Consider the following 3327-nt stretch of genomic DNA (forward strand, 5'->3'; position numbering starts at 1 on the left):
GATCAGCACGATGCCGGCCGCCATCGGCAGGTCGATGGTGTCATCGAAGAGGAGGTAGCCGAAGGCGATCGCCCAGATCATCTGACTGTACTGCGGTGGTGCGACGAGACTGGCAGGCGCAAAGCGGGCAGCCGTCATGAGAAGCACGTTGCCGATTGCGCCAAGAATTCCGTAGCTCGCAATGAACAGCCACTCGCGCGGCGTCGGAACAACCACGTTTGAAACCATCAGCAGGCCGCTGAGGGTCAGTGTACCGAGAAGCCCTGCGCCATAAAGCGAAAGGCGCTTTTCGGCCGGGCCCATGGCCCGCAGGATGACAATCGAGATCGCCGCGCTCAGACCGCCGATCGCAGCCGCCAGATGGCCGACCGACAATTCGCGGAAACCGGGCCTCAGCACGATCAGCACACCGATGAACCCGATGACGACCGCCGTCCAGCGCTGCCAGCGGACATCCTCCTTGAGGAAGATGACGGAAAGAATCGTCACGAAGGAGGGGAGCAGGAAGAGGAGGCAGAAGGCTTCCGCCATCGGCAGCTTCGTGAAGGTGATGATCGAGGCGAGAGCGCCGATTGCCCCGCAGATGAAGCGCAGCATCCACAAGGTGCGGTTCGATGTCCTGGCGATATCCAGCCATGAATCATTCCGCGCCTTGATGACCGGCAGGACGACCAGCCCGAAGATGGCGCCGATGAATGCCACCTGATAGGGAGGTATTGCTCCGTGTAGAATTTTGATCGAGGCGTCGCTGAAGGCAAAGACCGCGTAGGCGACGAACGCGACGGCGACACCGCGGAGAGGCGAATGGATGGAAGACATGTTCTCGAATCGGATTTGAGGCAGGTTGTCCCCGCATACTCAAAAATCGCCGGGGAAAGGAGAGACGGTTGCGAATAGCTGGCATGCGAATGTGCGATCCGGCCGTTTACTCCAATTCACTGCGAATTTCCGTGCTGTATTCCCGATAGATGCTGAGGCAATCCGTGTAGCTCAGCGAACCGTTGTCGCCATAGATGATATGCACGCTCGATGCATCCGTCGCAGATTGCTCGGACACGAATAGAATTGCCTCGCCGAGCGACTTGCCCGTTATGGACATGTCGGTGCCGTCATCCTGCGTTATTCCCTTGATAATGGCTGCGATCTTGCGATGGCTGAAGACAGCGCGTCGGTCTTCCGGCGTCATTGAAATATCCTCGATTGAATTCCCGCAAGGCGAAATTTCGCCGCCCGTCTACATTAACGTTTGTGAAGCCAATTTGTGCCGTCGATTCATGAACCATTGCAGCAAATTGGAAATTGTGAGCGGCGCTTGCCTGTTTTTGCTTTTCGCTTCGGCATGAGCGGCGTATCAAAGTGCCTCAATCCTGCCTGACCGCGCGATAAGCGTTTCTTTCCGCAATACTCAGTGACGTATCGATGACCGCAGTACAGACGAGTGAAAAGCCGGACGAGGCGGCGAGCGGCCGCCAGGCGAAAATCGTGGCACTGGTGGTCGCCGTATCGTTCTTCATGCAAATTCTCGACGGTACGATCGTCGCGACGTCGTTGCCGCAGATGGCGGTGAGCTTCGGTGTGCAGCCGGTCTCCATGAGCATCGGCATCACGGTCTACATGCTGACGATGTCGGCCTTCATCCCGCTTTCCGGATGGCTCGGCGATCGTTTCGGCGCGCGCCGGGTCTTTCTGGCGTCGATTGCGGTCTTCACCGGTGCGTCGCTCTTTTGCGGCCTATCCGGCAGCCTTGCGGAATTCATCGTCGCGCGTGCGATCCAGGGCGCCGGCGCCGCGTTGATGACGCCGGTCGGACGCATCATCGTCTTGAAGAATGCGCCCAAGTCCGAGCTGGTGAACGCGATCGCGCTGATCACATGGCCAGCGCTGACGGCGCCGGTCGTCGGGCCGGTACTCGGCAGTTTCATCACCACCTATGCAAGCTGGCACTGGAACTTTCTGATCAATATACCGATCGGGTTGCTCGGCATCGCGCTCGTGCTGCGTTTCGTACCGGAGCAACGCGAGGAGCATGCCGGCCCCCTCGACATCCTGGGCTTCATTCTGAGTGGCGCCGGCATGACATTCGTGCTCGCCGCGCTCGAGCTCTCCGTAAAGTGGGAGGGCAGCCTGCTTGCCGTGTTGGCGATGGTTGCGGCGGGCATTGCGCTTTCCGGCCTAGCAATCCGGCATTTCCTGCGGGTGAAGAATCCACTGCTCGACCTGTCGGCCTTCAAGGTCGAGACCTTCGCGATGTCGACGCTTTCTGCGGGCACGGCCTGCCGGCTCGCCGTCAACGCCACGCCCTTCCTGCTGCCGTTGCTGTTCCAGCTCGGTTTCGGGCTCGGTTCGATTGCTGCGGGGACATATCTGCTGGTCTATTTCCTCGGCAATCTCGGCATGAAGGTCGTGACGACGCCGTTGCTTGCCCGGTTCGGCTTCCGCAAAGTCCTCTGTTTCAACGGATTGATTGCCGCTTGTTCTATCATTGCCTGCGGCTTTTTCACGCCGGCTACGCCGCAACCGCTCATCTACGCAATCCTGCTTGTGGCGGGGCTTTCGCGTTCGATGCAGTTCACAGCGCTGAACACGCTTTCCTTCGCCGATGTCGGTCCGGCACAGCGCAGTTCCGCCTCCACGTTGTCGAGTATGCTGCAGCAGCTCTCTATGCTGCTCGGGGTCGCAGTGGCCGCGGCGGTGCTCAATGTCTCCGTTGCGTTGCGTGCAGCGGCAGAGCCTGCGCTTGCGGATTTCCGCTGGGCTTTTGCTGCAATTGGCCTGATCGGGATCGTTTCATCCTTGCGCTTTCTTAGGCTGCCTGCAGATGCCGGTGCGGAAGTCTCGAAGCACAGGCGCTATCAAAAAACTTGACTATGGACGGAACTATTTCGGGTCAGGCGCGTTTAACGGTGGGTTTGCGCATCTTTCCGTTCGCAGTATCTTTTCATCCCGCGAGTTGTCCTGCGGGCAGGGTTATATTGCCGCTATGGTTCCAAATTCGAACTTCCTTCGATTGAAGGTCAGGGGGGCGGAGGCTTCGCCGCCGTTTACGCGCAATGACCGATGCAATACGACATTCGATCGCGGATGCCCTCGCCGCGGGGCCGTTGCGTGGCTGCCAGGCAGCCTCCGGAGGGCGCATGGGTGACGCTCCCGACGATGCGAAGTCCGAAATCCGCATCCTCTACGTCGACGAGGACGAGATGCTCGGGCTGCTGATGCAAGAACACCTGACCCAGCACGGTTTCGAGGTCGAATGGGTGCAGGATGGTGCCGCCGCGCTGCGACGCATCGCTGACGGCGGTATCGACGCGGTGGTGCTCGATCATACGC

The 3327-nt window shown here is 59.6% G+C and carries 3 protein-coding genes and 1 pseudogene; 2 read left to right on the forward strand and 2 right to left on the reverse strand.

Annotated elements, in window-relative coordinates; all coding sequences use genetic code 11:
• On the reverse strand, positions 1-819 hold an 819-nt coding region (locus ACPYOJ_RS34115), incomplete at its 3' end, for a DMT family transporter (protein ID WP_481420186.1).
• A 106-nt stretch (positions 820-925) separates the two neighbouring features.
• Complete coding sequence (locus ACPYOJ_RS34120; protein ID WP_168830926.1) at positions 926-1186, reverse strand: hypothetical protein; 261 nt, start codon at positions 1184-1186, stop codon at positions 926-928.
• 233 nt (positions 1187-1419) lie between these two features.
• Here ACPYOJ_RS34120 and ACPYOJ_RS34125 point away from each other — a divergent pair, with 233 nt between their 5' ends.
• Positions 1420-2865, forward strand: coding sequence for an MFS transporter (locus ACPYOJ_RS34125; RefSeq protein WP_481420187.1), 1446 nt, complete (start codon positions 1420-1422; stop codon positions 2863-2865).
• A gap of 269 nt (positions 2866-3134) precedes the next feature.
• A pseudogene (locus tag ACPYOJ_RS34130) lies at positions 3135-3327 on the forward strand (two-component system sensor histidine kinase/response regulator); the annotation flags it as partial.

It is taken from the genome of Rhizobium sp. SVR5-9E (genome assembly GCF_056755095.1).

Bases quoted from the DNA above. Each gene is read 5' to 3' on its own strand.
- ACPYOJ_RS34120 (WP_168830926.1), bottom strand. From the start codon at position 1,186: ATGACGCCGGAAGACCGACGCGCTGTCTTCAGCCATCGCAAGATCGCA.
- ACPYOJ_RS34125 (WP_481420187.1), top strand. From the start codon at position 1,420: ATGACCGCAGTACAGACGAGTGAAAAGCCGGACGAGGCGGCGAGCGGC.